Source organism: Janthinobacterium sp. 75 (genome assembly GCF_004365495.1).
Taxonomy (GTDB): Bacteria; Pseudomonadota; Gammaproteobacteria; order Burkholderiales; family Burkholderiaceae_D; genus Janthinobacterium.
The window spans coordinates 1,739,635-1,764,880 of the sequence record NZ_SORD01000001.1; the positions used below are offsets into that span (position 1 = coordinate 1,739,635).

23 protein-coding genes are annotated in these 25,246 nt (G+C 61.2%); 14 read left to right on the forward strand and 9 right to left on the reverse strand.

The features are described from left to right. Window positions 1-20: 20 nt before the first annotated feature. The 3 genes from C8C89_RS07925 (at window position 21) to C8C89_RS07935 (ending at window position 4,346) form a co-directional block, all read left to right on the forward strand. The gene (locus C8C89_RS07925) at window positions 21-1,208 is read left to right on the forward strand and encodes an efflux RND transporter periplasmic adaptor subunit (protein ID WP_101482786.1); all 1,188 of its coding nucleotides are present in this window, start codon (window positions 21-23) and stop codon (window positions 1,206-1,208) included. A 5-nt stretch (window positions 1,209-1,213) separates the two neighbouring features. Further along, a complete protein-coding gene (locus C8C89_RS07930) occupies window positions 1,214-3,217 on the forward strand; it encodes a MacB family efflux pump subunit (RefSeq protein WP_133989288.1) in 2,004 nt (667 codons plus the stop codon). A gap of 190 nt (window positions 3,218-3,407) precedes the next feature. Further along, entirely contained in the window at window positions 3,408-4,346 is a 939-nt protein-coding gene (locus C8C89_RS07935; protein ID WP_101484725.1) for an ABC transporter substrate-binding protein, read from the forward strand. A gap of 65 nt (window positions 4,347-4,411) precedes the next feature. On the opposite strand, the gene C8C89_RS07940 is transcribed toward C8C89_RS07935, so the two are convergent. Then, complete coding sequence (locus tag C8C89_RS07940; RefSeq protein WP_133989290.1) at window positions 4,412-4,951, reverse strand: hypothetical protein; 540 nt, start codon at window positions 4,949-4,951, stop codon at window positions 4,412-4,414. A gap of 327 nt (window positions 4,952-5,278) precedes the next feature. On the opposite strand from C8C89_RS07940, the gene ccsA reads away from it, so the two are divergent. From ccsA to C8C89_RS07980, 8 genes are all read left to right on the forward strand, one after another. Beyond that, complete coding sequence (gene ccsA, locus C8C89_RS07945) at window positions 5,279-6,082, forward strand: cytochrome c biogenesis protein CcsA (RefSeq protein WP_070218587.1); 804 nt, start codon at window positions 5,279-5,281, stop codon at window positions 6,080-6,082. Next, entirely contained in the window at window positions 6,079-6,342 is a 264-nt protein-coding gene (locus C8C89_RS07950; protein ID WP_099762142.1) for a PP0621 family protein, read from the forward strand. Before ccsA ends, C8C89_RS07950 begins: the two co-directional genes overlap by 4 nt. Before the next feature lie 115 nt (window positions 6,343-6,457). Continuing rightward, the gene (locus C8C89_RS07955; RefSeq protein WP_243857933.1) at window positions 6,458-7,525 is read left to right on the forward strand and encodes a sigma-54 dependent transcriptional regulator; all 1,068 of its coding nucleotides are present in this window, start codon (window positions 6,458-6,460) and stop codon (window positions 7,523-7,525) included. Beyond that, the gene (gene ampD, locus C8C89_RS07960) at window positions 7,525-8,136 is read left to right on the forward strand and encodes a 1,6-anhydro-N-acetylmuramyl-L-alanine amidase AmpD (RefSeq protein ID WP_133993226.1); all 612 of its coding nucleotides are present in this window, start codon (window positions 7,525-7,527) and stop codon (window positions 8,134-8,136) included. Before C8C89_RS07955 ends, ampD begins: the two co-directional genes overlap by 1 nt. Before the next feature lie 382 nt (window positions 8,137-8,518). Beyond that, window positions 8,519-11,479, forward strand: a complete 2,961-nt coding sequence (locus C8C89_RS07965; protein WP_133989291.1) for a ribonucleoside-diphosphate reductase subunit alpha — start codon at window positions 8,519-8,521, stop codon at window positions 11,477-11,479. Window positions 11,480-11,703: 224 nt separating this feature from the next. Then, window positions 11,704-12,855: a ribonucleotide-diphosphate reductase subunit beta gene (locus C8C89_RS07970; RefSeq protein ID WP_101482781.1), complete on the forward strand. Its 1,152-nt coding sequence runs from the start codon at window positions 11,704-11,706 to the stop codon at window positions 12,853-12,855. Window positions 12,856-13,637: 782 nt separating this feature from the next. Further along, window positions 13,638-14,876 carry a transcriptional regulator gene (locus tag C8C89_RS07975; RefSeq protein ID WP_133989292.1) on the forward strand — a complete coding sequence of 413 codons (1,239 nt, stop codon included), beginning with the start codon at window positions 13,638-13,640 and terminating at the stop codon, window positions 14,874-14,876. 83 nt (window positions 14,877-14,959) lie between these two features. Then, window positions 14,960-15,493: a YggT family protein gene (locus C8C89_RS07980; protein ID WP_243857934.1), complete on the forward strand. Its 534-nt coding sequence runs from the start codon at window positions 14,960-14,962 to the stop codon at window positions 15,491-15,493. 117 nt (window positions 15,494-15,610) lie between these two features. Here C8C89_RS07980 and C8C89_RS07985 read toward each other — a convergent pair whose 3' ends face one another. From C8C89_RS07985 to C8C89_RS08020, 8 genes are all read right to left on the reverse strand, one after another. After that, window positions 15,611-16,549, reverse strand: a complete 939-nt coding sequence (locus C8C89_RS07985) for a carbohydrate kinase family protein (protein WP_101482778.1) — start codon at window positions 16,547-16,549, stop codon at window positions 15,611-15,613. Window positions 16,550-16,560: 11 nt separating this feature from the next. Next, window positions 16,561-17,799 (reverse strand): DUF3426 domain-containing protein, encoded by a 1,239-nt coding sequence (locus C8C89_RS07990; RefSeq protein WP_133989293.1) that lies wholly within the window; start codon window positions 17,797-17,799, stop codon window positions 16,561-16,563. Between the two features lie 8 nt (window positions 17,800-17,807). Further along, a complete protein-coding gene (gene prmA / locus C8C89_RS07995) occupies window positions 17,808-18,752 on the reverse strand; it encodes a 50S ribosomal protein L11 methyltransferase (protein WP_133989294.1) in 945 nt (314 codons plus the stop codon). Next, a complete protein-coding gene (gene accC / locus C8C89_RS08000) occupies window positions 18,749-20,164 on the reverse strand; it encodes an acetyl-CoA carboxylase biotin carboxylase subunit (RefSeq protein ID WP_101482775.1) in 1,416 nt (471 codons plus the stop codon). Before accC ends, prmA begins: the two co-directional genes overlap by 4 nt. Window positions 20,165-20,265: 101 nt before the next feature. Further along, a complete protein-coding gene (gene accB / locus C8C89_RS08005) occupies window positions 20,266-20,730 on the reverse strand; it encodes an acetyl-CoA carboxylase biotin carboxyl carrier protein (protein WP_101482774.1) in 465 nt (154 codons plus the stop codon). Between the two features lie 90 nt (window positions 20,731-20,820). Further along, a complete protein-coding gene (gene aroQ, locus C8C89_RS08010) occupies window positions 20,821-21,258 on the reverse strand; it encodes a type II 3-dehydroquinate dehydratase (protein ID WP_101482773.1) in 438 nt (145 codons plus the stop codon). Between the two features lie 82 nt (window positions 21,259-21,340). Then, the gene (locus C8C89_RS08015; protein WP_101482772.1) at window positions 21,341-21,892 is read right to left on the reverse strand and encodes a TlpA disulfide reductase family protein; all 552 of its coding nucleotides are present in this window, start codon (window positions 21,890-21,892) and stop codon (window positions 21,341-21,343) included. Window positions 21,893-21,911: 19 nt separating this feature from the next. Continuing rightward, window positions 21,912-22,550, reverse strand: a complete 639-nt coding sequence (locus C8C89_RS08020) for a hypothetical protein (protein ID WP_035822115.1) — start codon at window positions 22,548-22,550, stop codon at window positions 21,912-21,914. 115 nt (window positions 22,551-22,665) lie between these two features. Here C8C89_RS08020 and mpl point away from each other — a divergent pair, with 115 nt between their 5' ends. From mpl to C8C89_RS08035, 3 genes are read left to right on the forward strand one after another with little or no spacing between them, the layout of a single operon-like run. Continuing rightward, a complete protein-coding gene (gene mpl, locus C8C89_RS08025; protein WP_133989295.1) occupies window positions 22,666-24,054 on the forward strand; it encodes a UDP-N-acetylmuramate:L-alanyl-gamma-D-glutamyl-meso-diaminopimelate ligase in 1,389 nt (462 codons plus the stop codon). After that, on the forward strand, window positions 24,051-24,635 hold the full coding sequence (locus tag C8C89_RS08030; protein WP_133989296.1) for a YqiA/YcfP family alpha/beta fold hydrolase: 585 nt from the start codon (window positions 24,051-24,053) through the stop codon (window positions 24,633-24,635). The genes mpl and C8C89_RS08030 overlap by 4 nt, the downstream gene beginning before the upstream one ends. Further along, entirely contained in the window at window positions 24,632-25,246 is a 615-nt protein-coding gene (locus tag C8C89_RS08035; protein WP_101482769.1) for a chorismate lyase, read from the forward strand. Before C8C89_RS08030 ends, C8C89_RS08035 begins: the two co-directional genes overlap by 4 nt.

Sequence of the window (25,246 nt, forward strand, 5' to 3'; positions counted from 1 at the left end):
GTATTGAAGGCGGCTTCCTGATGGCGGCCCGCCTTCCTTCCCGCCGCGCCCGCATCCTGGGCGGTGCGGTCTTGCTGGCGCTGTTGGGCGCCGGTGCACTGTGGGCCACGCGTGGCCCTGCAACCGTGTTCGACACGGCGCCCGTCAAGCGCGGCAACATCGAGGCCAGCGTGACGGCCATCGGCACCCTGCAGCCGCAAACCTATGTCGACGTGGGCGCGCAGGTGTCGGGCCAGATTACGCGCCTGCACGTGCAGCCTGGCAGCGCCGTGGAAAAAGGCCAGTTGCTGGCCGAGATCGACCCCAGCGTGCAGCAAGCCACGGTCGACGCGGGCCGCGCCGCCCTGGCGGGCTTGCGCGCGCAGCTGGCCGACCAGCAGGCGCAGCACCGCCTGGCGGGCCAGCAGCACGTGCGCCAGAAGCAGATGGCCAAGTTCGACTCGACGCCTTTGGCCGACCTGGAAACGGCCGAAGCCACCCTGGCCTCGGCCGGCGCCAAGATCGACCACCTGAAGGCGCAGATCGACCAGACCCAGGCCAGCCTGAAGGCGGACGAGGCGCGCCTCGGCTATACGCGCATCTACGCGCCGATGGCCGGCAAGGTCGTGGGCCTGGACGCGAAAGAAGGGCAAACCCTGAACGCCACGTACCAGACGCCGAACATCCTGCGCATCGCCGATCTGTCGGCCATGACGGTATGGACGGAAGTGTCGGAAGCGGACGTGCGTCGCGTGCGCCCGGACATGCCCGTGTACTTCACCACCCTGGGCGGCGACCAGCGGCGCTGGAGCGGCAAGGTGCGGCAAGTGCTGCCGGCCCCGCCGGTGCCCGGTGGTTCCGCCGCTGGCACGGCGCTGGCGCCGTCGACCAGCAAGGTGATCCTGTATACAGTGCTGTTCGACGTGGATAACGCCGATGGCGAACTGATGCCGCAGATGACGGCGCAAGTGGTGTTTGTCACGGCCGCGGCGAAGAATGTGCTGGCCGTGCCCTTGCCGGCGCTGAAACCATCGACCGAGGAAGGCGCCAAGCCGGGGCAGTTCACGGCCCGTGTGATGGATGCGGACGGCAAGGTCAATACGCGCTCCGTCACCGTGGGCGTGCGCAACCGCCTTAGCGCGGAAGTGCTGCAAGGCTTGCGCGAAGGTGAATTACTGGTCACGGGCGAGCAGCCGGCCAGCAGCGGCGCCAGCAGGTTCCAGTTATGAGTGCCATGAGCGAGGCCGCGTCGCTGGGGCAAGCCGGGCAGCCGGACCAGCCGTCGCCCTTGACGCCTTTGATTTCCTTGCAGGGTATCCGCAAGCGCTACGGCGGCCATGACGGCGCGCCGGCCGTGGAAGTGCTGCGCGGCCTGACCTTGACTATCGGCGCCGGCGAATTCGTCGCCATCGTGGGGGCGTCCGGTTCCGGCAAATCGACTCTGATGCATTTGCTCGGGTGCCTAGACCGTCCCAGCGACGGCACCTACCGCTTCGCCGGCCAGGACGTGGCCAGCCTGAATCCTGATGAACTGGCGTGGTTGCGACGCGAAGCTTTCGGCTTCGTCTTCCAGGGCTACCATTTGATCGCCACCGAGTCGGCGCGCGAAAACGTGGAAGTGCCGGCCCTGTACGCGGGCATGCCGGCCGCCGCCCGCCACGCCCGCTCGGAAGCGCTGCTCAAGCGCCTGGGCCTGGGTGAGCGGCTCGATCACCGGCCGAATCAATTGTCGGGCGGGCAGCAACAGCGCGTGTCGATCGCGCGCGCCCTGATGAATGGCGGGCGCATCATCCTCGCCGATGAACCGACGGGAGCGCTCGACAGCAGCAGCGGCGCCGAAGTCATGGCGCTGCTGGGCGAACTGGCCGACGCGGGCCACACCATCATCCTCATTACGCATGACCGCAAGGTGGCGGCCCAGGCGCGCCGCGTGATCGAGATCAGCGATGGCGAAATCATCGCGGACTCGGGCGCCGTCGCCATCCCCGCCACGTCGACGGCCCTGCCGCCGCTGGACATGTCGCGCGCCGCCCACGATACGGGCGCGTCGCTGGGCACGGAATTGCTCGACGCGGCGCGCGCGGCCTGGCGCGTGCTGTGGATCAACCGCTTCCGCACGGGCTTGACCCTGCTGGGCATCGTCATCGGCGTCGCTTCCGTGATCGTCATGCTGGCCATCGGCCTGGGCACGCGACAGCAGGTGATGGCGCAGCTGGGGGCGTTCGGCTCGAATCTGCTGTACATGGCGTCGCGCGGCGAAAGCTCGCGCATCCCCGGGCGCAGCATCACCCTGGCCGACCTCGATGCGCTGAAAGATGTGCCAGGTATTTCCCACGTGCTGCCGAATGTCACCGGCAACAAGGTGATACGCCACGGCAACCTCGACGTGCAGACCTATGTGCGCGGCACGGGGCCGGCCCTGCCGCAGATCCAGACCTGGCCGGTGGCCAAGGGCGGCTTCTTTACCGAGGAGGACGAGCGCGAGATGGCCACCGTGGCCGTGCTGGGCGCGCACCTGGCCGAAAAGCTGATGCCCGACGTGGCCAACCCCGTGGGGCAGAGCATCCTGATCGGCAATGTGCCGTTCCAGGTGATCGGCGTGATGAGCGCGAAGGGCGCGCTGACGGGCGAGAAGGATGAAGACGACGTGCTGCTGCTGCCGTTTTCCACGGCCGGCATCCGCGTCTTCGGCCAGCGCGAGCCGACGTACACGGTGATGGCGGTGACCGACGTCAAGCGCGTGACCGAGGTGGAGGCGGCAGTCGACGCCACCATGTTCGAGCGCCACCGCATCCGCGACTATGGCATCAGCAACGCGGCCGCGTCGATCGCCGCCGAAGCCAGGACGCAGGACAACATGACCATGATGCTCAGCCTGATCGCGGCCGTCTCCCTGGTGGTGGGCGGCATCGGCGTCATGAATGTGATGCTGATGACGGTGCGCGAGCGCACGCGCGAAATCGGCATCCGCATGGCGACGGGCGCGCGCCGGCGCGATATCCTGCGCCAGTTCCTTACCGAAGCCGTGCTGGTGTCGGTGGTGGGCGGCGTGGCTGGCATCGTGGTCGGCGTGACGGTGGCCGGCTTGCTGCTGGTATGGGACGTGCCGGTGATCTTTTCACTGAGCGCCATCGCCGGCGCGTTTGCCTGCGCCGTGGTGACGGGGCTGGTGTTTGGCTTCATGCCGGCACGCAAGGCGTCGGGACTCGATCCGGTGGTGGCGCTGGCCGGACAGTAGGTATGCCAACGAGGCCGGCAGCGTGGCTGCCGGCAAAAAAATGTTGCCCTGGTTCCAACACGCGGTACTATCTCCTCATAATAAGAAGCAGTGTTTCGCGTTTTATGCCCTTGCGGGCACATACCAACCACCACAGGAGAACCCGATGCAGAAAAAATCAACCTTGAAGACCGGTATTGCCGCCGCCCTCATGCTGGCGTTCAGCGTGGGGTCGGCCCAGGCGCAGGAAGTCGTGCGCCTGGGTAATTTGAAGTTTGCCCATTACGGCGCCGTGTCGTACATCAAGGAAATCGCGCCCAAGTGTGGCATCAAGGTCGAAGAGCATATCTTCGCCAAGGGCCTCGATGTGATGCAGGCGATTATCGCGGGCGAGCTGGACGTGGGTGCGACGGCGTCCGAAGCTGCCATTTCCGGCCGCGCCGGCGGCGCGCCCATCTATGTGGTGGCCGGCTTTGCCAAGGGCGGTGCGCGCCTGGTGGGGGGCATGGGGCAAAAGATCGCCAGCGTCAAGGATTTGAAGGGCAAGCGCGTGGGCGTGACGCGCGGCGGCATTCAGGAAGTGCTGCTGCTGGCCGAGCTGTCGCAAGCGGGCCTGACGTATTCCGAAACCAAGGGCAAGGATGTGCAACTGGTGTTCCTTGCTTACGCCGACCTGAACCAGGCACTGATGGGTAAGAATATCGATGCCATGATGCAGTCGGAACCGCAATCGTCGCAGGCGATCAACAAGGGCTTTGGCACCGAAGTCATCAAACCGTACGACACGCCGATCGGCGAGCCCGTGCGCACCATGGTGATGACGGAAAAGTTCTACAAGGAACGCCGCCCCGTGGCGGAGAAATTCATGCGCTGCTTCGTCGAAGCGACGAAAACCTTTATCGACAATAAGGCGACGGCGGAAAAGTATGTGCGCGAAGTCGTGTTCCGCGGCCAGATCACGAAGGATGACTTCGACGACGCGATCAGCAACTCGCCATATTCGTACGATATCTCGCCCGAGCATATCCAGGTGACCACCGATGTCATGGTGAAAACGGGCGTGGGCCGCATGACGAAGCCGCCCGTGGCCAAGGACTGGGTCAAGACGGACTTGCTGGAGCAGGCGAAAAAGAGCTTGAATGTGAAGTAAATCAGTAAAACCATCAAAAAACCTCCGCGCCAGCGATGGTCCGGAGGTTTTTTTGTGCAGCGCCCTTAGCGGGCGTTAAAGCCCATCCAGCCTTTTTCCGTCTGCCGGAAGCTCAGCGTATAGATGCGCGTCAGTTCATCGCCTTTCTTGAGCTGGCGGTTGATGATCGCGCCGTAATTGTCTTGCACGATCTGGTCCGACCATTGCAGCAGGTTGTCGAAGCGCTCGGCCGTCATCGCCGCCTGGAGGGCCAGCAGCGGCGCGGGAATCGCTTTCTTTTCCTGCTGCTGCGCCCAGAAGTCGCGGAAAACCTTGTTTTCGCCGCTCATGCCGCGCGCCATCAGGCCCAGACCCATGGTCATGCCCACGGAACCATCGGTCTTCGCCTGCGTCTCGAGCTTGTCGACCACGTCGGCCAGCAGTTCCAGGTAGCCCACCTTGGCGCGCAGGATGGCCGAGCCCTTGATTTCGTACTGTTCGTTCTCTTTCCAGCCATTGAGCTTTTCCAGTTTCGCGATCTCGAAGTAGTCCTTGTACAGGTCATAGCTTTGAATCGAGGTACGGAAATATTCCTCGTACGTGGATTGGGACGGCGCATCTTTCATGCAACCGCTTAATACAGTGCAGGCGGCCAGCAGGAGGCAGGTCCAGGAAAATTTTCGAAAAGACATGGCGAGGGAGGGAGGGCGTAAGGGTGGATGAATATTGCTTTATAGACATAATTATAGGACTGGCCCAACAGGATGGCAATGTGGCCGCCGCGCTACGGCAGTGCGCAGCAGGAAAGATTGTCGAAATCTTGAGGGTGCGCTACCCCGTTGCGCCTCAGGCGCGATATCATGGCAGGCTTGCAGCATTGGCTGGCGGCGGAATGCCTGTCACCCGGGCTGTCGCTTGAATCGCGCTTGTCGGCTATGGTGTAAACTTAAACTATGCAGATCTATTTCTTTTTCATCGCCGCCCTGTTGTACGCGGCGTGCGCGGTGCTTCCCTCATCCCGTGCCCGACTCATTGCCGGCCTGACCGGCGTCGCCTGGCTGGCGCATGCCGCCACCCTGTGGTTCGACCTGATGGCGCCTGGCACCTTGCGTTTCGGTTTCTCCGCCATGCTGTCGGCCGCGCTGTGGGTATCGGTGGGCGCTTACTGGATAGAGAACCGCAATTTCAGCCTGGATGGACTGCGCCGCATGGTCATGCCCAGCGCCGTCATCGCCATCGGCCTGGCCTGGGCCTTTCCTGGCAGCCAGGTCAGCATGGAGGGCAAGTCTGCCGTCTTCGGCTGGCATATTGCCGTGGCCGTGCTGGCCTACAGCACCTTGACGATTGCCGCCTTTCACGCCGTGCTCATGGCGCTGCAGGAATCGCGCTTGCATACGCGCAGCGAAAGCCGCGGCTTCATCGGCAGCGCGCTGGACCAGCTGCCAGCCCTGCTGACCATGGAAAAGCTGCTGTTCCGCATGATCGGCCTGGGCTTCATCCTGCTGAGCTTGACCGTGCTGTCGGGCATCGTGTTTTCCGAGCAATTATTTGGCAAGGCGCTCAACTGGGATCATAAATCCGTGTTTACCATGCTGTCGTGGCTGTTGTTTGCCGCCCTGCTGGCAGGCCGCCGCTTTCGCGGCTGGCGCGGCAAGACGGCCCTGAGTTTTACACTGGCCGGTTTCGCCACCTTGCTGCTGGCCTATGTCGGCAGCCGTTTTGTACTGGAAGTGGTTTTACACCGAGGATTCGCATGACACGTGTTTTATTCTGGCTGGCGCTGGTGTTCCTGGTGCTGTTTGCCATCCGCAGCAAGATCCGGGGCATGCAGCAACGGGCCCGCGCGCAGCAACAGCAACAGCAGCCGAATCCATTTGCGCCGCCGGGCCGGCCACAGGAATTGCCGGATGCGGAGCTGATGCTGTGTTGCGCCCATTGCGGTGTGTACTACCCGGCCTCCGAAAACGTGCAGGCCAAGGGCCACGATTACTGCAGCCACGCGCACGCCACGCTGTAAGGACAGGCTAGCGCCGCGTTGCTCATCCGTATCGTAACGTCCCCCGGCATCCGTCCGGCGTAGCATCTGCAGCGTAGCGGTTCGCCACCGTCCCTGCAGAGAGGCGCGTTCTCCTATGTCCAGTCTCAGCCCGCATTCCTTGACCGCCACCGGCAAGCTGGGGGCTGGCCGCATGCCGCCCGCGCCGCAATTGAGCGGCAACTCCCTGCCCATGCAGGCGCTGCGCGCGCAGATTGGCCGCATCGCCCGCAGTGGCGCGCCGGTGGCCATCCGGGGCGAATCGGGCACGGGCAAGGAACTGGCGGCGCGCGCCATCCATGCGCAGGGTGCGCGCGCCAGCTTCCCTTTTATTGCCGTCAACTGCGGCGCGATTCCCGAAGCGTTGATGGAGGCTGAATTCTTCGGCTGCCGCCAGGGCGCCTATACGGGCGCGCTGCACGAGCGTGAAGGATTGTTCCAGGCGGCCCATGGCGGCAGTTTGCTGCTCGATGAAGTCGACGATCTGCCGCTGGCCATGCAGGTAAAGCTGTTGCGCGTCCTGCAGGAGCGCCGCGTGCGCAAGCTGGGCGGTAGTACGGACGAGGCCATCGACGTACGCATTTTGTGCGCCAGCCAGCATGGCTTGGCGCGCGGCGTGGATGCCGGCACGTTTCGCCAGGATCTGTTTTACCGCCTCAATGTCATCGAACTGGCGCTGCCGCCGCTGCGTGAGCGGTGCGGCGATCTGCAGGTATTATGTGAGGTAATCCTGGCGCGTCTGGCACCGGGCCAGGCCGTGAGCCTGGCGCCGCCGGTGCTGGCGGCCCTGGCCGCGTATGCGTTTCCCGGCAATGTGCGCGAACTGGAAAACGTGCTGGAACGGGCACTGGCTTTTGCCGATGGCGGCGTGATCGCGCTCGACGGGCTGGGCTTGCCGTCGGCGGCGGGCGTCACCGGGCAGCGGGCGGCGCAGTCATCGGCAGTGTCGGAGCGGCAACTGTGCCTGCCCGGCATGGCGCTGTCCGGCCTTGCCCCGGCCTTGCCGCTGGACATGTATTTGCGCCAGGCCGAGCGTGACATGATCATGCAGGCGCTGGTGCAGGCGCGCTATCACCGCGCACGGGCGGCGCGCCAGCTGGGACTCAGCGTGCGCCAGTTACGCTACCGCATGCAGAAATTGACGATACAGGAACCGCTACCTTGATGACAGCATGGACGATAGATGAAGACGGCTGGTGCGACGGCGCGCGGCGCTATGACTCGCCGTACCAGGATGCGCGCCCGGACGGTGCGCAAGTCGACTTGCTGGTGATCCATAACATCAGCTTGCCGGGAGGCCACTTTGGCGGACCGCATGTGTCGGACTTGTTTACCGGCCGGGTAGACTATAATGCCGATCCTTCTTTCGCCGACCTGCGTGGCTTGCAGGTGTCGGCGCACTTTTTTGTGCGGCGCGATGGTGCGCTGTTGCAATATGTTTCCACTGATCAACGTGCCTGGCATGCCGGCGTGTCCATGTTCGAAGGACGCCCGCACTGCAATGGCTATTCCATCGGTATCGAAATGGAAGGCGCGGACGATGTGCCCTTCCAGCAGCGGCAATACTATGTCCTGGCGGCGCTGACGGCGGCACTGGTGGCGCGCTACGGGCTGTCCCAGGTGCGCGGCCACGAGCATATTGCGCCGGGGAGGAAGACGGATCCGGGGCCGTTTTTTGACTGGCATTTTTATCAAGAATGCTGGCTGGAAACTGTGCGCGGGCAAGCTGCGTTAGCGCTTACTACGCGGGCATTGGGCTTTCCATCCATGCTCTGAAAAGTCAACCGAAATCGTATATGAAAATACAAAAAATTACGCTGGAGGATGCCGGAAAACTATTGCATCGCCTTTCGATGGGCACTACAATTAGTGCACAACTTGGATTTAAAGACTATATGTAGTGCCATCACAGACGTTTTCAGAATTATTACCAAAGCTACCCTGTTTGTTGATATAGCAACGGGAACTGGCGTTTCATCACCCTTGATCGTGTTTCGCGCCAGCCCGGCTGTACAGGTTGGCCGTATGATTTCTGGCTGTATATTATTTACTATTTAGCAACAAATACCTGAAGAAACCCTGACCATCGGGCGTTCTATTCAACAACACACGCGGCAGCAAAACTGCAGGCTGACTTTAGCTGACAACGGGAGCTTCAATGCAATCACCACAAGATATTTCCATCCATTCAACGCCAGTATCGCCAGCGCCAGGCGCGGCCAATAGCGTGGCGAGCACGGGCGCGGCATTGGGCGACTATCGCATCATCCGCCGCAACGGCGCGGTGGTGGCATTTGAGCCTTCGAAGATCGCCATCGCCATGACCAAGGCGTTTTTGGCCGTTAACGGCGGCCAGGGCGCCGCTTCGGCACGCATCCGCGAACTGGTGGAACAACTGACCGACGGCGTCGTCGCCGCGCTGGTGCGCCGCCATCCGGGTGGCGGCACCTTCCATATCGAAGACGTGCAAGACCAGGTGGAACTGTCGCTGATGCGTTCGGGCGAGCACGACGTGGCGCGTGCCTACGTGCTGTACCGTGCCAAGCACATGGAAGAGCGCCGTTTGCAGAAGGAGGCGCAAGGCGCCTCCGCGCAAGTCGCAGCGCCCCAGCTGAACGTGCTTGATAACGGCGTGCGCCGCTTGCTGGACATGCAGGAAGTGCGCGACCTGATCAACGCCGCTTGCGCCGGCCTGGAAAAACACGTCGATGCCGACGCCATCCTGGCTGAAACGGTGAAGAACCTGTACGACGGCGTGCCCGTCGAAGAGCTGCACAAGTCTGCCATCCTGGCGGCGCGCGCGCTGATGGAAAAAGATCCGGCCTACAGCCAGGTCACGGCCCGCATCCTGCTGCACACGGTGCGCAAGGAAGTGTTCGGCAAGGAAGTGCCGCAAGCGGCCGCTGCTGCCGAGTACCTGACGTATTTCCCGCAATATATCGCCAAGGGCATCGCCAATGACCTGCTGAACCCGGTACTTGCCAGTTTCGACCTGGAACGCCTGGCCAAGGCCATCGTTGCCGATCGCGACTTGCAATTCGGCTACATCGGCCTGCAAACCCTGTATGACCGCTACTTCCTGCACATCCAGGACGTGCGCATCGAAATGCCGCAAGCGTTCTACATGCGCGTGGCCATGGGCCTGTCGCTGAACGAAGCGGACCGCGAAGCACGCGCCATCGAGTTCTACAGCCTGCTGTCCTCGTTCGACTTCATGAGCTCGACCCCGACCCTGTTCAACTCGGGCACCCTGCGCTCGCAGCTGTCGTCGTGCTACCTGAGCACCGTCTCGGACGACCTGGAAGGCATCTACGACGCGATCAAGGACAACGCGCTGCTGGCCAAGTACGCTGGCGGCCTGGGTAACGACTGGACGCCAGTGCGCGCCCTGGGCGCCCATATCAAGGGCACCAACGGCAAGTCGCAAGGCGTGGTGCCATTCCTGAAAGTGGTCAACGACACGGCCGTGGCAGTCAACCAGGGCGGCAAGCGCAAGGGCGCCGTCTGTGCCTACCTGGAAACCTGGCACATGGACATCGAGGAATTCCTCGACCTGCGCAAGAACACGGGCGACGACCGCCGCCGCACGCATGACATGAACACGGCGAACTGGATTCCCGACATGTTCATGAAGCGCGTCATGGAAAAAGGCGAGTGGACCCTGTTCTCGCCATCCGAAACGCCAGACTTGCACGACCTGGTCGGCAAAGCCTTTGAAAAGGCTTATCTGGGCTACGAAGCCAAGGCCGCCGCCGGCGAAATCCGCTCGTTCAAGAAGGTCCAGGCGCTGGACCTGTGGCGCAAGATGCTGTCGATGCTGTTTGAAACGGGCCACCCATGGATCACGTTCAAGGATCCTTGCAACATCCGCAGCCCGCAGTCGCATGTCGGCGTCGTCCACAGCTCGAACCTGTGCACCGAAATCACGCTGAACACGGGCCCTGACGAAATCGCCGTCTGCAACCTCGGTTCAGTGAACATGCCGGCGCACATGAAGGAAGGCAAGCTCGATCACGTCAAGCTGGCCAAGACCATCCGCACCGCCATGCGCATGCTCGACAACGTCATCGACATCAATTACTACGCCGTCGAGAAGGCGCGCAATTCGAACATGCGCCATCGTCCGGTCGGCATGGGCGTGATGGGCTTCCAGGATTGCCTGCACATGATGCGCATCCCGTTCGCCTCGGACGCTGCGGTATCGTTTGCCGACACCTCGATGGAAGCGGTCTGCTACTACGCCTACCTGGCGTCGACGGAACTGGCCGAAGAGCGCGGCCGCTATGAATCCTACGCCGGTTCGCTGTGGGACCGTGGCATCCTGCCGCAAGACTCGGTGAAACTGCTGGCCGAAGAACGCGGCGGCTACCTGGAAGTCGATTCCTCGTCGGCCATGGACTGGACCCCGGTGCGCGAACGCATCGCCAAGTTCGGCATGCGCAACTCGAACTGCGTGGCAATCGCCCCGACGGCGACGATTTCGAACATCATCGGCGTGTCGGCCTGTATCGAGCCGACGTTCCAGAACCTGTATGTGAAATCGAACCTGTCGGGCGAATTCACCGAGATCAACGGCTACCTGGTGCGCGACCTGAAGGCGCGCGACCTGTGGGATGAAGTCATGATCTCCGACTTGAAGTACTTCGACGGTTCGCTGGTGAAGATCGACCGCATCCCGCAAGACCTGCGCGACATCTACGCCACCGCCTTTGAAGTGTCGCCAAGCTGGCTAGTGGAAGCGGCTTCGCGTCGCCAGAAGTGGATCGACCAGGCTCAGTCGCTGAACATCTACATGGCTGGCGCATCGGGCAAGAAACTGGACGAGACCTACAAGCTGGCATGGCTGCGTGGCCTGAAAACCACCTACTACCTGCGTACCATCGCCGCTACCCACATGGAGAAATCGACCTCCAAGACGGGCGCCCTGAACGCCGTGGCCGTCGATGGCGGCATGTCGGCCAGCGCGCAGAGCGCCCAGGCAGCGGTCGTGGCGGCAGCCGCTGCCGCCGTGGTGGCACCCGTGGTGGCTGCGGCTGCGGCAGCGGACGACGCCGATGGCGAAGCCTGCTACCTGCGTCCGGGTGATGACGGTTTCGAGGAATGCGAAGCTTGCCAGTAAAAACCTGCTGCGCAGCCCCCTCTCGGGTTCTGTGTTGCTCACCGTACTAAAGTACGGCTCCGCTACTCGACCCGATATCGGGCTTGCTCGCGACGGTTTTTAAAAAATTTAAAGTTGTCAGCCCGGCACGGTCGGGCTGATTCAATGTTGTTAATGTCCGTATTGTCCGATACAACGGACCTGTTGCGGATCGCCGGCTTGCCGGCATGGAAAGGAAGAAGATTATGTCGTTGTCATGGGATGATGAAACCACGTCGGCAGCTGTGCCGCGTCCGGCGCAGCAAGCGCCATTGGGGAATACCGAATTGAACCTGCCGGCCGGTGCCGAGCCGTCCGAAGCGAACGCCGAGCAAGTGGCGCGCCGCGTGAATGCCGACGACAAGCGCATCATCAACGGCAAGACGGACGTCAACCAGCTGGTGCCGTTCAAGTACAAATGGGCGTGGGACAAATACCTGGCCGGTTGCGCCAACCACTGGATGCCGCAGGAAGTGAACATGCAGCGCGATATCGAGCTGTGGAAGAACCCGAACGGCCTGACGGACGACGAGCGTCGCCTGGTCAAGCGTAACCTGGGCTTCTTCGTGACGGCCGACTCGCTGGCCGCCAACAACATCGTGCTGGGCACCTATCGCCACATCACGGCGCCGGAATGCCGCCAGTACCTGCTGCGCCAGGCGTTCGAGGAAGCGATCCATACGCACGCCTACCAGTACATCGTCGAGTCGCTGGGCCTGGATGAAGGCGAGATCTTCAACGCCTACAACGAAGTCAAGTCGATCCGCGACAAGGATGAATTCCTGATCCCGTTCATCAACACGCTGACCGATCCTGCTTTTGTCACCGGCACGGTGGAAAACGACCAGAAGCTGCTGAAATCCCTGATCGTCTTCGCTTGCCTGATGGAAGGCCTGTTCTTCTACGTGGGCTTCACGCAAATCCTGGCGCTGGGCCGTCAGAACAAGATGATGGGCGCTGCCGAGCAGTACCAGTACATCCTGCGCGACGAATCGATGCACTGCAACTTCGGCATCGACTTGATCAACACGATCAAGATGGAAAACCCGCAGCTGTGGACGGCCGAATTCCGCGAAGAGATCAAAGTGCTGTTCATGAAGGCCGTGGAGCTGGAATATGCGTATGCGGAAGACACCATGCCGCGCGGCGTGCTGGGTCTGAACGCGCCGATGTTCAAGGGCTATCTGCGCTTCATCGCCAATCGCCGCGCGCAGCAGATCGGCATCGAGCCGCTGTTCGCGCAGGAAGAAAACCCGTTCCCGTGGATGAGCGAAATGATCGATATGAAGAAGGAACGCAACTTCTTCGAAACGCGCGTGACCGAGTACCAGACCGGTGGTGCGCTGAACTGGGAATAAGCGTTTTCCTGCCAATGCCAAAAGCGCCGTCATCGTGACGGCGCTTTTTTTTCGCGTGCTGGCGGCGAAAAATGCGGCCGCCGCGCGAGGTTAAAAGCGCCGCCGTCACGGCGGAAAAATGCGGGCATCATTCAGCAATGTGAAGCGCCTTGTGCCAGGTTTTTCGGATGCCGCGAACGGCCGCATCGCGGGTGTAAAAAAGCGTTTCCGGAGACGCTGGTGGCGGCATTTGCCGCGCGATTGTGCGATAGCACGCGTAACGTGCAAAAAAGCGGGCGAAAACGTGTCGTGCCGGTTGCGCATTGACAAGGTTTTCGTGTACTTTATGAGATTGCAAATGCGAGCGTTAGAATGCGGGGTTTTTTAACCAGCGCGGTAGCGAAAAAACCTCGCAAAACAGGGATACAGATTTACACGGATATGCACAAAACCACACCGTTTTCGTCTGCCGCCGTGCCCGAATTTTTTCAGGCATGGCGGTTTTTTATTTGACGCATGGGTGTTGTAGCGAGCGCGATGCGAGGAGCGAAAAAACGCACGGCATCGAAAACGAATGACCGAATTCAGACTTTGCCACCAGCTGCGAGATAAAGCAGGGTGGCACCGACGATGGCTGAAGTGCTGCAAACGTGAGGAGTTGCAGCAGTTCAGCTGGTGCCGAATTCATTAGCGCAAACGACCGTTTGTGCCGATGAATAATTCGCCTGGCCTATCCCTGTGGTGGGTCGGACGGGTTTAAATCTTGTAGCTTAAATTTCTCATCTCAGATGAAGGAGAGACAAATGGCAACAGCCGCTAAGAAATCAGAAGTAAAGAAACCAGCCGCCAAGGCTGCTCCTGCCGCGAAGAAGCCGGCAGCCGCAGCGAAGACGGTTGCCGCTAAACCAGCTGCCAAAGCAGCAGCGAAACCAGCCGCCAAACCCGTCGCCAAAGCCGCAGCCAAGCCTGCAGCAAAAGTGGCTGCCAAGCCAGTAGCGAAAGCCGCAGCCAAGCCAGCGGCCAAGGCTGCAGCAAAACCGGCAGCCAAGCCAGCAGCGAAACCTGCAGCCAAGGCAGCAGCCAAGCCTGTAGCGAAAAAAGCTGCAGCAAAACCGGCCGCGAAGCCAGCAGCAAAAGTCGCAGCCAAGCCTGTCGCCAAGGCAGCAGCCAAGCCAGCAGTGAAAAAAGCCGCGGCGAAACCTGCAGCCAAGGCAGCAGCGAAACCGGCAGCCAAGGCAGCAGCCAAGCCAGCAGCGAAAAAAGTCGTCGCCAAGGCAGCAGCGAAGCCAGCAGCAAAAGCAGCAGCCAAGCCAGCGGCCAAGGCAGCAGCCAAGCCCGCAGTGAAAAAAGCAGCAGCGAAACCTGCAGCCAAGGCAGCAGCGAAACCGGCCGCCAAAGCGGCAGCCAAGCCAGCAGCGAAAAAAGTCGTCGCCAAGGCAGCAGCGAAACCGGCCGCCAAGGCAGCAGCCAAGCCAGCAGCAAAAGCCGCAGCCAAGCCAGCGGTCAAGGCAGCAGCGAAGCTAGCAGCAAAAGCTGCAGCCAAGCCAGCAGCCAAGGCAGCAGCGAAGCCAGCAGCAAAAGCTGCAGCCAAGCCAGCGGCCAAGGTAGCAGCGAAGCCGGTAGCAAAAGTTGCCGCCAAGCCAGCCGCCAAAGTGGCCGCCAAGCCGGCGGCCAAAGTAGCAGCGAAACCTGCCGCCAAGGTCGCAGCGAAACCGGCAGCCAAGCCAGCGGCCAAGGTAGCAGCGAAGCCAGCAGTGAAAGCTGCAGCCAAGCCAGCAGCCAAGCCGGCAGCGAAAGCAGCAGCGAAACCTGCCGCCAAGCCAGCCGCAGCGCCAGTCGTGGCAGCAGTGCCAGCAGCGGCGCCAGCGGCACCAGCCGCCGTGGCCGCCAAGCCAGCAGCCAAGAAGGCCGCGCCTAAGAAGGCCGCACCGAAGAAGGCAGCGCCTGTCGCCAAGCCATCGGCGCCTATCGCACCTGTAGCAAAAACCGTGTTGGCACCGGCTGCAGCCTGGCCATTCCCAACCAGCACTCGCCCATCGTAATTCCTGCGATACGGGTGCCTGGATGAGGCAACACGCCGCTGTGTGACTCAATCACACAGCGGTTTTTTTTTGGAGAATTAGTCGTGCTGATCGTTATCCTTACATTGATCGTTGATACCATTGCCACCTTGCTGGGCGGCGTGCTGCTGCTGCGCTTCTGGATGCAGGCGGTACGCGTGCGGCCCCCTTCATCGGTGGCGCAATTCACGTTTCAATTGTCCGACTGGCTGGTGCGCCCCCTGCGCCGCGTGGTGCCGGGCGTGGGCGGGTATGACTGGGCCAGCCTGATCGGCGCCTTCCTGATCGTGCTGCTGGCCAGCTCGCTCCTGTTTATTTCCGGCGCTCCCGTCGAAGTGGTGCTGCTCAAGTCGCTACAACGCTTCCTGCAATGGATACTCTACGGTTTCATGGCCTTGCTGATCATCGAAGCCATCTTTAGCTGGGTCAACCCGCATGCGCCGCTGGCACCGTTTGTACGGGCCCTGAACGAGCCGCTGCTGCGTCCGATCCGCAAGGTCGTGCCGCTGGTCGGCAGTCTGGACTTGTCCCTGCTGGTGGCGCTGATTCTGTTGCAGGTCGCGCAAGTGCTGGTGGGAATGATTATCGTGCTGCGATGACGGTGATGGTGGCGTAGGTCGGGTTAGCGTAGCGTAACCCGACGTCACCCGCCATGCCAATGATGTTGTCGGATTACGCGTGGCTGCGCCCCGCTAATCCGACCTACGACCTACCTATTAATAGCGGTAGCCGAACGCCGCTTCAAACTGGTCTGCGATACCGGCTGGCGTAAATACATGGTTTTGCGCGCCCTGCGTGGCGATCTTGATGGCGCCCAGCAGGCTGGCCAGGCGGCCACTGGTTTCCCAGCCCAGGTCATTGGTGATGCCGAACAGCAAGCCAGCACGGTAGGCGTCGCCGCATCCGGTCGGGTCCAGCACTTCCTTGGCGGCCACGACAGGAATGTCGATGCGCTTGCCATCCGTATAGATTTCCGAACCTTTTTCGCCACGCGTGACGATCAGCGCGTCCAGGCGGCTGGCGATGTCCGGCAGGGTCAAGCCCGTGCGTTCCATCAACATTTCCATTTCATAGTCGTTGGCCGACACATACGTGGCTTTGTTGATGAAGTCGATCAACTGTTCGCCATTGAAGCGTGGCAGCTGTTGACCTGGGTCGAACATGAAGGGAATGCCCAGCTCGGCCAGGTCGGCGGCGTGCTTGAGCATGCCAAGGTCGCCGTCCGGAGAAATGATGGCAACCTTGGCCGGGCCCGCATTGGCGATCGGGTTTTCATGTGCAAACGACATGGCACCCGGGTGGAAGGCATTGATTTGGTTATTGTCCGCATCGGCCGTGACGAAGCACTGCGCGTTATAGCTGTCGGCCTTGATCAGGATATTGGCGGTGGAAATGCCCAACTTTTGCAGGCGTTCCAGGTAGGCGGCGCTATCTTGCCCCATGACGCCGACGATGCGCGGGTCGCCGCCCAGCATTTTCAGGCTGTAGGCGATGTTGCCCGAACAGCCGCCGAACTCCGTGCGCATGGTGGGCACGAGGAAGGACACATTCACCTTGTGCAACTGGTCGGCCAGCAGGGATTCGCCGAAGCGGCCAGGGAATTGCATGATGGTGTCGGTGGCAAGCGAGCCGCAGATCAGCGATGTTTTGGTCATGATAGTGTCGGTTAAGGGTAAAAGATGGCGATATGGTAGCCAGACGCCGTGAGCTGGTCTAATGCAAAGTACAGTTTGATGGTTTGTTCGGAGCGAGGCGCAAAACCCTTGCTCACGTCGATATTGGCCGGCAGGTAGTCGCGCGGCGCGATCACCCGGCGCAAGAGCGGCTTGTCGTTGGCATCGTTGAGTATCAGTTCGATACTTGGCCAGGCTTGCACGCTGCGGCTCTGGTTGCGCAGCAGCGAGACGTAGGAAAAGGTTTGTTCCCTGAGGGTTTGCAATTCACCCTGTTCAATGGACAGCGCCTCGATCTGCGCCGGCAAGTCGACCTGGCAGCCACTGAGCTTGCACAGCGCGACCAGGGTCGGCTTCCACTGCGGAAACTGCGCCGCCAGCGGATTGCGGAAGGTGGTCATCACCTGCAGCAATAATAATAGCAGCAGCACCACCGAGCCGATGGCCATGGCCACGCGCAAGGCCCTGCCGCTCTGTTCGCGGCGCCGGCCCTGGATCACAAAGGCCGGTTCGTCATCGGCCGGCACCACTGCCGTTTTCCCGGCCTCGGCTTCCATCACTGGCTCGGGCGCAACAGGGGCGGGCATTGCTTCAAATGAGTGGTCGGCCAAGGTCGGTTCCAAACGCGTTGGTGCAGGCGCGACAGGCAATGGCTTGTCCAGGCTGATTTTTTCGGTCGCAGGCAATATTGGCGCCGGGCCCGCTTCCAGGTTCGGTTCGCGGCGGCTGTCGCGCAAATACGTGGCGAAGGCGGGTGCGTCATCGACCTGGCGGCGCTTGAAGGGCGCCATCGGCTGGGGCAGCGGCGCTTCGGGCGGTTCGACCGGTGCAATGACAGGGGCGGCGACAGGTGCGTCGGCCAGCGCCTCGTCGGGCAGGCCGATGTCGAGGTCCAGCTCGATGTGTTCGCCATCGTCTTCCTTGAGCTGCGCCGTTTCCGGCAAGATGCCGAACGGGTCGAACGAGGTGTCGAAATCGAGAGAATAGATGGGCTCGTCGTCCGTGGCGGACGGCAGGCTGTTGTCGGCAGGGTAACTGGTCGACAGGGGGGCGGCAGCGCCGGGGCCAGACGTTAAAAACGGCGATGCGGCAGCTGGATCGACCAGCGCGGCATTGCCGTCAAACACTTCCCTGCACGTGCCACAGCGTACGATGCCCCCACGTAACTTCAACTGGTCAGCAGCGACCCGAAATATCGTGTTGCAATGGGGGCATTTGGTGGCGAGGGCCATTGCAGTGCTTATGCACCTTCCGCGCGGGGCGCAGGCGCTTGCGTGCTGCCCAGGCGGCCATGCAGGGCTACCCAGCCGTCTTGCTCGGCCCAGACACCCAGCTGGATGAACGGTGCGTAGGCAGCAGCGACTTCTTCCGCCTGGCGTGCCAGCACGCCGGACAGGATCAGGGCGCCGCCGTCGGCGACTCTGCCCGACAGCATCGGCGCCATCAGCTTCAATGGGCTCGACAGGATGTTGGCAACGACGATGTCAAATTTCGCCGTGGCGTGCGCCGAAGTGGCAAAAGTGTCTGGCAAGAAATATTCGATCTCGCACTGGTTGCGTTCGGCATTGTCGCCAGCCGATTCGATCGCTTGCGGGTCGATATCGACGCCGACCACTGTTTGCGCGCCCAGCTTCTTGGCCACCATGGCCAGGATGCCGGAGCCGCAACCGTAGTCGAGCACGGTCTTGCCAGGGGCGGGATTGGCTTCCAGCCACTCCATGCACAGGCGGGTGGTCGGATGGCTGCCCGTGCCGAAAGCCAGGCCCGGGTCCAGTTCCAGGATCAGGCCAGCAGGATCCGGTGCCTCGTGCCAGCTGGGCACGACCCAGATATTCTTGCCGATGTGAATCGGTGCGAATTGCGACTGGGTCAGGCGCACCCAGTCCTGCTCTTCCACGGGGCGCATGGTAAACACCGGTACCGTTGCCATGCCGACAGCTTCGGCTGCGGCGGCCACGATGGCGGCCTGGTCGGCGTCGACGTCGGTCAGCGCCACCACGCGGCTGCGTTCCCACGCCGCTTCCTTCGGTTCCATGCCTGGCTCGCCAAACAGGGGCTGCTCGGCATCCGTGCCTTCATCGGCGTCTTCCACCGATACCGACAGGGCGCCCGCTTCCATCAACGCGTCGGACATGGCCTCAGCGTTGTCACGGGCGATTTCGATGACGATTTCCGTCCAGCTCATGCGCCCGCCTTGATTTCGGATTTCTTGGCGATGCTGGGGCTGCCGCCATTCAGGTTCTTGCCCAGGTCCGGCATGTCGGCCAGTTTCTGTTCCAGATAGTGAATGTTGGTGCCGCCTTCGATGAAGCGCGCATCGATCATCAGTTCGCGGTGCAGGGCGATATTCGTGTTGATACCTTCGACCACCATTTCGGACAGGGCGATCTGCATGCGGCGGATCGCTTGCTCGCGCGTGGCGCCGTAAGCGATCACTTTGCCGATCATCGAGTCGTAGTGCGGTGGCACGTAGTAGCCGGCGTAGGCGTGCGAGTCGACGCGGATACCAGGGCCGCCCGGCGCATGCCAGGACACGATCTTGCCTGGCGATGGCGTGAACTTGAATGGATCTTCGGCATTGATGCGGCACTCGATGGCGTGGCCCGACAGCAAGACGTCGCGTTGGCGGAAACGCAATTTTTCGCCGGCGGCGATGCGGATCTGCTCTTGTACGATGTCGATGCCGGTGATCATCTCGGTGACCGGATGTTCAACTTGCACGCGGGTATTCATTTCAATGAAATAGAACTCGCCGTTTTCGTACAGGAATTCAAACGTGCCGGCGCCGCGGTAGCCGATCTTGCGGCAGGCTTCGGCGCAACGGTCGCCAATTTTTTCGATGAGTTTGCGCGGGATGCCCGGCGCTGGTGCTTCTTCGATGACTTTCTGGTGGCGGCGCTGCATGGAGCAGTCGCGCTCGCCCAGCCAGACGGCATTCTTGTGTTCATCGGCAAGAATCTGGATTTCCACGTGGCGCGGATTTTCCAGGTACTTCTCCATATACACTTCAGGGTTGCCGAAAGCCGTGCCGGCTTCCGTCTTGGTCATCGCCACGGCGTTGATCAGGGCGGCTTCCGTGTGTACCACGCGCATGCCGCGTCCGCCACCGCCGCCGGCAGCCTTGATGATGACCGGGTAGCCGACCTTGCGGGCAATTTGCACGATCGCTTTCGGATCATCCGGCAACGCGCCTTCCGAGCCTGGGACGCAGGGTACGCCAGCCTTGATCATGGTTTGCTTGGCCGACACTTTGTCGCCCATCAAACGGATCGATTCGGAGCGGGGGCCGATGAAGACGAAGCCCGATTTCTCGACGCGTTCGGCAAAGTCGGCATTTTCCGACAGGAAGCCATAGCCTGGGTGAATTGCTTGTGCATCCGTCACTTCAGCGGCGCTGATGATGGCGGGCATGTTCAGGTAGCTCAGGGACGACTGTGCCGGGCCGATACAAACGGATTCGTCGGCCAGCTTGACGTATTTCGCGTCCTTGTCGGCTTCGGAGTGGACTACAACCGTTTTAATGCCCATTTCGCGGCAGGCGCGCTGAATACGGAGGGCAATTTCACCACGGTTGGCAATCAGGATTTTTTCAAACATGGTAGGTTCGCGTATGTCTGTGAGAGCCGGCGAGCCGGCGAAACAACAAGTGTGAGGGACTAAAACTGCAAACGGCCGTTGCCGGCCGTGTGGACTGGGTTTTAGCCGATCACAAACAAGGGTTGACCGAATTCGACCGGCTGGCCGTTTTCGACCAGGATCTGGGTCACGACACCGGCTTTATCGGAGTCGATTTCATTCAGAAGCTTCATCGCTTCGATGATGCACAGGGTATCACCTTCCTTGACGGTAGCGCCCACTTCAACATAGGCGGCGCTGCCAGGAGCGGAGGAACGGTAGAAGGTGCCAACCATCGGCGACTTGACCACATAGCCCGTTGGCTCGGCGGCTACCACGACGGCAGCTGCCGCAGCGGGAGCGGCGGCTGGCGCGGCGGGCTGGTAGTGGGCTTGCATGCCTTGCGGCTGCATCATGACCATCTGGTTTTGCGGCATGGCCGACGATTTGACGATGCGAACCTTGCTTTCGCCTTCGGTAACTTCCAGCTCTGCGATATCCGATTCGGCGACCAGGTCGATCAAGGTCTTGAGTTTTCGTAGATCCATGTAAAACCCCTAGGAATGTAGTTTGTTTTATGAGTGATGCGGTGATGTCCAGAACCTATCGCCGCGCTAAATGCGTGCAGATCGCGTAGATTAACGTTTTTTAAGCGCGAAGTCGATGGCAAGCCGATATCCATCGATACCTAGCCCGCAGATCGTCCCCTGCGCGATCGCGCTGAGAAATGAGTGATGTCGAAACGTTTCGCGTTGATAAATATTCGAGATATGGACTTCCACGAACGGAATGGCGACCCCGGCCAGCGCATCGCGCAAGGCAACACTGGTATGTGTCAGGCCCCCCGGATTGATGACGATGGCATCGATCCCTTCCGCTCGCGCGGCATGGATGCGGTCGATCAGCGCGCCTTCATGGTTGCTTTGAAAGCAGACCAGGTCGGCACCGGCCGCCATGGCTTGCGCCATTGCTGCCTGCTCGATATCGGCCAAGGTGCTGGCGCCGTAGACCTCAGGCTCGCGCGTTCCCAGCAAATTCAGGTTGGGACCGTTGAGCAGAAGGAGGTTTTTTGCCATGTATGGAAGACCGTTTTAGCGAAAGTTCCGCATTTTGCCGCCAAAGATACGCATTGGCAAGAGAAAAAAGCACGCTCCGAATTTACAATTTATCCAGATCGGCGCGCAACTGATCAAATTTCAAGCGGCCCAGATAGGTCTTTTTGACTTCGCCATCGGCGCCGATCAGCACCGTAAAGGGCAAACCGCCCGTGGCATTGCCAAAATGACGCGACAGGTCGGTACCGCTCAGGCCGGAAACATACACGGGATAAGCGATCTTGACCTTGCTGGCAAAAGTAGCAATATTGCTGGCCGAATCGATACCAATACCGATGACTTGCAGATTTTTCGCCGCATAGTGCCCTTGTACTTCGGATAACTCCGGCATTTCTTCCACACAAGGCGGACACCAAGGCGCCCAGAAATTGACCAGCAAATTCTTGCCTTTCCATTGCGACAAGGCTTGCGTGGCGCCAGCCGCGTCCGGCAGGGACAGTGCATACAGTTCGTTGACGGGACCCGTCGCGCCCGGCGCGATGGTCGTCGTCAGAGGCCCCGCTTTTTCCTTCTCTTTATGCATGCCCACGTAGGCGCCCATGCCGCCAAACATCAGTGCCACGATGGCGCAGGCGATCCAATTCTTTTTTGTCATAACTTTATCTATATCAATGTTAGTCGGCAGCCGGCACGCCATCGGCGAGGCTGGCGGCCAGCAGGCTGCGCAGACCCGCGATATCGGTGCGCAGCACTTTTCCATCTGCCTTGGCTTTCAGCGCGCCGCGCATGTCGTCGAGCTCATACATGGCTGCATGCACGCCTTCGTTTTTCCATAAGAAACTGGCCGTCTCGACCGCATCATAACGCGCTCCCTTGAAATGCGGGCTTTCCGACATGTCGAGCACGACATTTTTATTGAGCAGGAAGATATGGATATCTTTGGCGCTCTCGGCAAACAGCTGCAAATAGATCTCGTCGTGGGGGCCTGCCGTGCCGTTCAGCACGGGGCCGCTGAGCAGGGGATGAAATTGTTGCAACGCTTCCATGACCTGCAGCGCAATCGTGCGCAGCTGAAACAGGCGCGCCGGCTGGCTGTCGGCCAGGAACAGGGCATTGTATTGCCGCACCTGCTCTTCGATCATGTCGTTGTCAGGCAGTATATTGGGCCGGTTCGGCGCGTCGCCGAGTACCTGCCGCGCGGCCTTGCGCTTGGCGCTGCCATAGTCGGCGCCATCCTGCGCCACCAGGCGCGCGGCAGCGGCGGCGATTTCCAGGCGCAACTGCGCGCTATCGTCAAATGCATCGTTCGTCATGAGCGAGATGATACTCCGAAGCGGAAAAAGTCATGGCGTCAGGTAAAATCCTACACTTGCCCTTTTTTAGCTCACCGTCTTACTTACTTTAGCGTGCACCTTTCGCACTGATCACATGCATATTCATATTCTCGGTATTTGCGGTACCTTCATGGGCGGTCTGGCCGTCCTGGCCAAGGAAGCCGGCCATAAAGTCACCGGTTGCGATGCCAACGTCTATCCGCCGATGAGCACTCAGCTGGAATCGCAGGGAATCGAACTGATCCAAGGCTTTGATCCGGAACAAACCCAGTTGAATCCGGATTTGTATGTGATTGGCAATGTGGTTTCGCGCGGCAATCCTCTGGTGGAAGAAATCCTCAACCGCAGCCTGCCATATGTCTCCGGACCGCAGTGGATCGGCGAACACATCTTGCGCAATCGATGGGTGCTGGCCGTGGCCGGCACGCATGGCAAGACGACAACTTCGGCCATGCTGGCATGGATACTCGAAGACGCGGGCTACGCGCCGGGCTTCCTGATCGGCGGCGTGCCGATGAACTTTGGCATTTCTGCCCGCCTCAGCGGCAAGATCGATGGCAAGAGCGTCGATTCGGACTTCTTCGTCATCGAAGCCGATGAATACGACACGGCCTTCTTCGACAAGCGCAGCAAGTTCGTGCATTACCATGCGAAGACGGCGATCATGAATAACCTGGAATATGATCACGCCGACATCTTCCCCGATCTGCATGCGATCGAGACGCAATTCCACCACTTGGTGCGCACGGTGCCCGGCATCGGCCGCCTCGTGTTCAATGGCGACGAAGCGTCGCTGCAGCGCGTGCTGGCGCGCGGTTGCTGGAGTGAAAAGGAATGTTTTGGCCAAGATGCCAACTGGCAACTGCAAGAGCAGGCCGATGGCAGCTTCGACGTGGTTTTCAAGGGCCAGCAGGAAGGCCATGTGGCGTGGGCGCTCACGGGCAAGCACAACCGCAGCAATGCGCTGGCGGCCATCGCCGCCGCGCGCCACGTGGGCGTGCCTATTGCCCAGGCCTGCGCGTCGCTGGCCACATTCGAGAGTGTCAAGCGGCGCATGGAAGTGCGCGGCGTGGTCAACGATATCACCGTGTACGACGATTTCGCGCATCACCCGACGGCCATTGCCACCACCGTGGGCGGGTTGCGCCAAAAAATGCGCCAAACCGTCGGCGACAGCGGCCGCATCCTGGCCGTGCTGGAACCACGTTCGAACACCATGAAGCTGGGCGCCATGAAAGATGCGCTGCCGGGCAGCCTGAAGGATGCCGACCTGGTCTTCGGTTTCGGCAGCCATGCTGCGCTGGGCTGGAGCCTGGGCGACGCGCTGGCGCCGCTGGGCAAGATTGCCAGCGCCTATGAAGACATCGATATGCTGGTGGCGGCCGTGGTCGCTAGCGCTCGTCCCGGCGACCAGGTCGTCGTCATGAGCAATGGCGGCTTTGGCGGGGTGCACCAGAAATTGCTGGAGGCGCTGGGCCGATGATTCTGTACCTGCATGGATTTCGCTCGTCGCCCCTGTCGATGAAGTCGCGCCTGCTGGCCGCGCAGATGCAGGCGCTGGGCCGCGAAGCAGAGTGGCTGTGCCCGCAATTGCCGGCCTCGCCCAAGCTGGCCATCGCACTGGCTCTGTCGCTGGTCAAGGACGTGGCGCCGGGCGACCTGACGATCATCGGATCTTCGCTGGGCGGCTATTACGCCACCTGGCTGGCAGAGCAACTCGGTTGCCGCGCCGTGCTGCTCAACCCTGCCATCGTGCCGCTGATCGACCTGGAGCAGCATGTGGGCGTGACGACTGAGTTCCATTCGGACAAGCCATTCGAGTTCAAGCGCGAATACATCGATGAGCTGCGCGCGTTTGCCGTACAGAAAATTACGCAGCCGCAACGCTATTTCCTGATTGCCGCCACTGGCGATGAAGTACTCGACTACCGCGACATGCTGGCGCATTATCAGGGGGCGCAGCAGTGCGTCATCGACGGCAGTGACCATGGCATCAGCGAATTTGCCGCATACCTGGCGCCCGTGCTGGCCTTCTGTGGCATCCATACGGACGCCGCCCGGTGAGGCCTGGTTCGCTGCGGCAGGCGCAATGGCATGCGCACGTGAACGCCGTCAATGCGCCGCCGGCCTTGCGCCACTGGCTCAAGGGTGGCGGTTCCTTGACGGCCAAGCTGAAAGCGCATAGCAGCGCGTTCCGCGTGCAATGTCTGCATCAGGAAACTGCACGCTGCCTGAGCGACGAGGCGGCCAGCATCGGCCTGCACCGTTCGGGCCGCGTGTGGGAACGCGAAGTGCTGCTGCGGTGTGATAACAGGCCGGCCGTGTTTGGCCATACCGTCGTGCCCATGCAGGCGACGGCCACGGACTGGCCTTTGTTTTCCGCGCTGGGCGAGCGCTCGCTGGGCACGACCCTGTTTGGCGACCGCATGGTGCGACGCGGTACTCTTGAATTTGCCCGCTTGCGCGCAGGTCACCCGCTGGTACAGCGGGCGCAGGCGGCGCTGGCACGGGAAGGGCAGCGCGTCGATGAAAAGGCGCTGTTTTTTGCCCGCCGCTGCCTGTATCAGCGCCACCAGGGCTTGCTACTGGTAACCGAAGTATTTTTGCCGGCGGTGTTTGAGTTGAAGCCCGTCACTCGCACCGTTGCAACCGACACATTAATGAACAAAGCATAA